This window comes from Pelagibacterium montanilacus, assembly GCF_003992665.1.
Classification (GTDB): Bacteria; Pseudomonadota; Alphaproteobacteria; order Rhizobiales; family Devosiaceae; genus Pelagibacterium; species Pelagibacterium montanilacus.
This window is the reverse complement of sequence record NZ_RZMX01000029.1, coordinates 1-5,351: the sequence shown is the minus strand read 5'-3', so window position 1 is coordinate 5,351 and position 5,351 is coordinate 1. Positions and strand designations below refer to the sequence as shown.

Sequence of the window (5,351 nt, the reverse complement as noted above, 5' to 3'; positions counted from 1 at the left end):
TTGTACCCCGTCAGCACCAATGGCACAGATTTGAGCTTGTGATGTAAGGAGAGTTTTGGTCTCGTCGGAGTGACGAAGGAACGACGATGAGATCAAAATTCTCGAAAGCCAAAAAGCCTGCCGAGCAGGTGGTCAAGGACATCCGCCGCGCAACCCGGCGGCATTTTTCAGCAGAAGACAAGATCCGGATCGTGCTCGATGGCTTGCGTGGCGAGGACAGCATTGCCGAGCTGTGCCGCAAGGAAGGTATCGCCCAGAGCCTTTATTACACCTGGTCCAAGGAATTCATGGAAGCGGGAAAGCGTCGCCTTGCAGGTGATACCGCCCGCGCCGCCACCAGTGACGAGGTCAAGGATCTACGCCGTGAGGCCGGAGCGCTCAAGGAATGTGTTGCCGATCTGACGCTTGAAAACCGTCTGCTTAAAAAAAGCATGATCGGGGATGGGGACGACGACGCATGAGGTATCCAGCATCCGAAAAGCTCGAGATCATCAGGCTGGTCGAGCAATCCCATCTGCCAGCAACACGCACGCTCGATAAACTGGGAATTCCACGCCGGACCTTTTATCGCTGGTATGACCGCTACCTCGGTGGCGGCCCGGAGGCGCTGGAGGACAGGCCCTCGGCGCCCAGTCGGGTGTGGAACCGGATCCCGATCGATATCCATGATCAGATCATTGAGATGGCGCTTGAGCAGTCTGAACTCTCGCCTCGGGAACTGGCGGTGCGGTTTACCGACGAGAAGCGGTACTTCGTCTCTGAAGCCAGTGTTTACCGGCTTTTGAAGGCCCACGACCTGATCACCAGCCCAGCCTATGTGGTAATCAAGGCCGCCGATGCGTTCCATACCAAAACCTCCCGGCCCAACCAGATGTGGCAGACCGATTTTACCTATTTCAAGCTCATCGGCTGGGGCTGGATGTATCTCTCGACCGTGCTCGACGATTATTCCCGCTATATCATCGCCTGGAAGCTGTGCTCAACGATGCGGGCCCTGGACGTTACCGACACGCTGGACATGGCTCTGGCAGCCTCAGGGTGCGACCAGGTCAATGTCCACCACAAGCCTCGGCTGCTCAGCGATAATGGCCCGAGTTACATCGCGGGGGAGCTGGCCGACTACATCCAGGCCCAGAACATGAGCCACATCCGTGGAGCCCCCTGCCATCCCCAGACCCAGGGCAAGATCGAGCGCTGGCACCAGACACTCAAGAACCGCGTGCTACTGGAAAACTACTTCCTGCCTGGTGATCTCGAGGCCCAGATTGAGGCCTTCATCGAGCACTACAACCACCAGCGTTACCACGAAAGCCTCGATAACGTGACCCCGGCCGACGCCTACTTCGACAGGGCACAAACCATCATCAAACAGCGAGAAAGGATCAAACGACAGACCATCGAGCATCGGCGCTTGCAACACCGCAATCTCGCCGCTTAAAATCAACCCAGAGACGAGGCCAACGCTCCTCTATTCGACGCACCAAATTGCGCCAAATCATCTGACGACGGACAATTGGCCACCACTGGAGCGACAGTCGACTTCCACAGCGGCGAGAGCGTCCGCGGCGGCATGAACCTGCGTATCGGTACCGAGATCATGCGATCGGACGAGTACACAGTGGAGGCTTCCGTCGCCGGCCACATCGGGAACGAATTCAAGAGCGCCAACCGCGTGAGCGTCGCCAATTCGGGACCGACGGTTTCGCTTGATTACGATGCCAGTGGGACCTTTGGCGAACTGTCCGGCTCGCTCGACCTGGTAAGCAGCAATTCTGGCTGGTCGGGCTTTCTGAACGGCGGCGTCACGTTCTCGAGTGGCGTGACGACCTCCACCGTCAGGGCTGGCTTCCGCAAAGTCTGGTAAGCGCGGGGTACCACCACTCGGGGCGCCGGATCAGGTTTCCGGCCGACGTGGAACACTGGATGCGCCAATGCCTACCCCCCGGGAGCACCTCCCGCAGGATAAAGGGTGGTGGGGGGCAGCTTCAGCGCCTCCCGCATCTCAGTTCATGCGCAAGGACGGTCCGAGCCACAAAAAAGGCCGCCACACGGGCGACCTTTAGCTTTGTTGCAACCAGCCAGCTCTTACTGAACGAGCGTCAGGTTCACTGCGGACTGACGTCCATCGCGACCAGTTTCGACTTCGTAGGTCAGCTTGTCGTTTTCGTAGAGGCCATCAAGGCCGCCGCTCTGAACGGCACTGACGTGGACGAAATGGTCGCTACCGCCGGTTTCAGGCGTGATAAAGCCAAAACCTTTGGTGGTATTGAAGAACTTGACGGTACCGTTGACGGTGGCCATGGGGAATATCCTTTAAGCTCGGAGCCGAAGCGAAACGAGCGGTTAGCCCTCTGCAACATGCGTGAGGGCACTACAAACGTTCGCATGATAGATCAGAGAGCCAAGGACCGGCATGACCGGCAGCAGGCAGCCGACATAGGCTGAAAACGTGTAGGGATCATATCGCACACAAATGGGATTGGCACAAGCTGCGTCGCCCGACAGGAAGCAGAATGGAGGAACTCGGGTCGCCTTGGCTGTTCCTGCGTCAGCACAGGCGGGTTTGTCGAGAAAAGCATGAGGCCAGGCGAGGGTCATGCTCAGAGCCGCAACGAGGAGTTTATCCCCGCCCGCTCCTCCTGGGCGTAGCAGGCTCGATGGTGGGTTGACCCCCCTATGGGCGCAGAACCAGCTGCCGCCGGGCAGACGTCCCCTGCTCGGACGATCATGGGACGGTGGGGGGAGCAAGGCCCATCGTGGAAGCCCTGACCCGATTTCGCCCTTCGTCTTTTGCGCGATAAAGGGCACGGTCGGCCCGCCCCAGAGCATCATCTGCACTTTGATCGCCCTTGCGCAAAGACGTCACGCCGACGCTGACTGTGAGGCCAATTGGTCCAGATTTGTCACTCAGGGGAGAGGCGGCAATCAATGTGCGAAGGCGCTCCGCAACCATCATCGCACCGCACTCATCCTCGTCGGGCAGCAGGACTGCGAACTCCTCCCCACCAATCCGCGCCAACAGATCACGACGACGGATGGCGCGCTTGAACCGTTCGGCTGCGTGACAAAGGGCCCCGTCGCCAACGGCATGTCCATGGGTGTCGTTGATGGTCTTGAAGTTGTCGAGATCAATGATGAATAGGCTGGCGGGCGCGTCAAAGCGCTTGAGCCTCTCCAATGCCTTGTTTGCAGCCGCCAGAAATCTCCGGCGGTTCTTGAGGCCGGTGAGTTCGTCGGTCTCAGCCAGCTTTTTGAGATCGAACTCGAGGAGCTTGCGGGTGGTAATGTCCTGATGAGTGACCACCGCCACGCGCTCGGCATCAGGGTCAGCGATCGTGTCTGCAGGATGGAGCCGCGTCACCCGGGCAAGAAACCAGCGTCGCACCTTCGGAGAATGGCACGGATACTCGGTTTCAAATCTCTCGCGGCGGCCGAAGAGCACGTCAGCCACGTTTTGGCCGAAGCGTTGTGCTGCCTTCGCGCCCGGTCCCTTGGCGCGTCTGCAAACGTCCAAATAGTTCTCGCCGAGAAAAGCACCCCGGCCACCGTTATCACTGGAAAACCGCCGCCAGGCCTGGTTGACGGCGACGATCATACCGTTCTGGTCGACAACGCAGATGCTTGCCGTCAGTGCGTCAAGCACAGCCCCGGAAAGCTGACGTTCTGATAACCAGTCCATCCCGCAATAGCTCCTCGGTGGCCGCAAGCGTCGGGCAACCGTCGTTAAAGGTGACATTAGGAAAAATCGGCTGAACGATTGCCGTTCAATTCGAGGCTCTATGCTGTTCGAAAGCGATGTTCACTCACTTGCGCATAGGATCGGAGCTTGGCCTATTGTGCGGAAACGCCGATGAAATAGCAAACGCGGTAGCCGCGACGGGTTTGCCATAAAGGTATCCCTGCGCGTGAGGGCAGCGCCATTTCTTGAGGAGCTTTTCCTGCTCTTCGGTCTCGACGCCTTCGGCGATCACGGACAATCCGAACTTGCGCGCCAGCATCAGCACGGCTTGAACAATGGCTGCGTCCGAGCCCTTTGCGCGAACGTTGCTCACAAAGCTTCGGTCGATCTTCAACCGCGTAATGGGAAACTGCTTGAGAAAAGCCAGCGAAGCGTAGCCCGTGCCAAAATCATCAAATGCCAGGCCAACACCCATGTCATGCAGCGCATTGAGCTGATCTTTCGCGCATTCATCGTCGGCCAGCATGATGTTCTCGGTGATCTCGAGTTCGAGCTGTCGTGCCGGAAATTGCGTTAGCGAGAGTGTTGACCGGACGGTCTCGGTCAAAGGGACGGTTTTCAACTGGGCCCCGAATAGGTTGACGCCCATAAGGAACCCGCTCGCTTGCCTGTTCCATGCAGCTCCTTGTCGGCATGCGGCCTCCAGCACCCAAGTCCCCACCGGAGCGGCAAGAGAGCTGTTCTCAAGGGTTGAAAGGAAGGCGCCCGGTGCAAGAAGTCCCCGCTCGGGGTGCCTCCATCGTAGCAGAGCCTCTGCACCTACGACCTGGCGATCTTCAAGCCTGATCTGCGGCTGATAAAACACCTCGAACTGCCTGGCTTCCCACGCTTCCCGAAGATCTATCTCCAAACTTCGCCGCGCAACGGCAGCGGTCTTCAATGCCGGGACAAATGAACGTTGGCCGTCTCCACCTTCGGCCTTTGCTTCGTAAAGGGCAAGGTCTGCACTGCCGATCAGCGTCGCTGCATCATCACCGTGGCTCGGCGACATGCCGATGCCGATGCTGCAGCCGACCCAAACCAGTCTGCCGGCCAGATCAAACGGCCTGCGCAGTTCACGACGAACCACGGTCGCCAGCGCCCCCGCCCGTGAAGGATCCGTCTCGCCCGTCAAAAGAATGGAAAACTTGTCGCTGCCCAGCCGTGCAACGTTCGCCATTCCAGTCGGAACGCAACGCCGAATTCTTAGCGCAGCTTCGATCAGAACAGCGTCCCCAGCCGCATGACCCAGCTGATCGTTGACTTCCTTGAACCGGTCCAGATCAACGAGCAACACGGTCGATTGCACGCTCTGCCCGAGGGCATTGTTGAGGTTCTCGAGGAATGACGTTCTGTTGGGCAGCAGCGTGAGCTGATCGAAATGAGCCAGGTGGTGCAGCCGATCATCGTTCGCCCGCCGTTTGGATACGTCCCGCACAATTGCCCCAAAGCGCGCTTCGCCCTCTTGGGTCCACATCGACAAGGACATTTCTATTGGGAAGTGGCTGCCATCGGAATGCTGTGCTGTGACTTCTAGGACGGTGCCGACAATCCGAGGCTGACCTCCGGCCAAAAGTCTTTCCATGCCCTTGGCATGCGCGCCACGCATTGGTTCGGGAATGATCACGTCGAG

The 5,351-nt window shown here is 58.7% G+C and carries 5 protein-coding genes; 2 read left to right on the top strand and 3 right to left on the bottom strand.

Annotated features, from left to right (window positions below; genetic code table 11):
* The first annotated feature begins 86 nt into the window (after window positions 1-86).
* Both EO136_RS10045 and EO136_RS10040 read left to right on the top strand, forming a co-directional pair.
* Window positions 87-1,438 (top strand): IS3 family transposase gene (locus EO136_RS10045; protein ID WP_127142649.1). Its coding sequence is split into 2 segments (ribosomal slippage): window positions 87-423 and window positions 423-1,438, totalling 1,353 coding nucleotides; the frame shifts between segments, so codons are not numbered across the junction.
* 75 nt (window positions 1,439-1,513) lie between these two features.
* Complete coding sequence (locus tag EO136_RS10040; protein WP_127144303.1) at window positions 1,514-1,864, top strand: autotransporter outer membrane beta-barrel domain-containing protein; 351 nt, start codon at window positions 1,514-1,516, stop codon at window positions 1,862-1,864.
* 221 nt (window positions 1,865-2,085) lie between these two features.
* Here the strand turns inward: EO136_RS10040 and EO136_RS10035 are convergent, their stop codons facing one another.
* From EO136_RS10035 to EO136_RS10025, 3 genes are all read right to left on the bottom strand, one after another.
* Window positions 2,086-2,301, bottom strand: a complete 216-nt coding sequence (locus EO136_RS10035) for a cold-shock protein (protein ID WP_127144299.1) — start codon at window positions 2,299-2,301, stop codon at window positions 2,086-2,088.
* 424 nt (window positions 2,302-2,725) lie between these two features.
* The gene (locus tag EO136_RS10030) at window positions 2,726-3,679 is read right to left on the bottom strand and encodes a sensor domain-containing diguanylate cyclase (RefSeq protein ID WP_164730524.1); all 954 of its coding nucleotides are present in this window, start codon (window positions 3,677-3,679) and stop codon (window positions 2,726-2,728) included.
* A gap of 124 nt (window positions 3,680-3,803) precedes the next feature.
* Window positions 3,804-5,351, bottom strand: a 1,548-nt coding sequence (locus tag EO136_RS10025) for a putative bifunctional diguanylate cyclase/phosphodiesterase (protein ID WP_127144302.1), incomplete at its 5' end; no start/stop codon positions are given.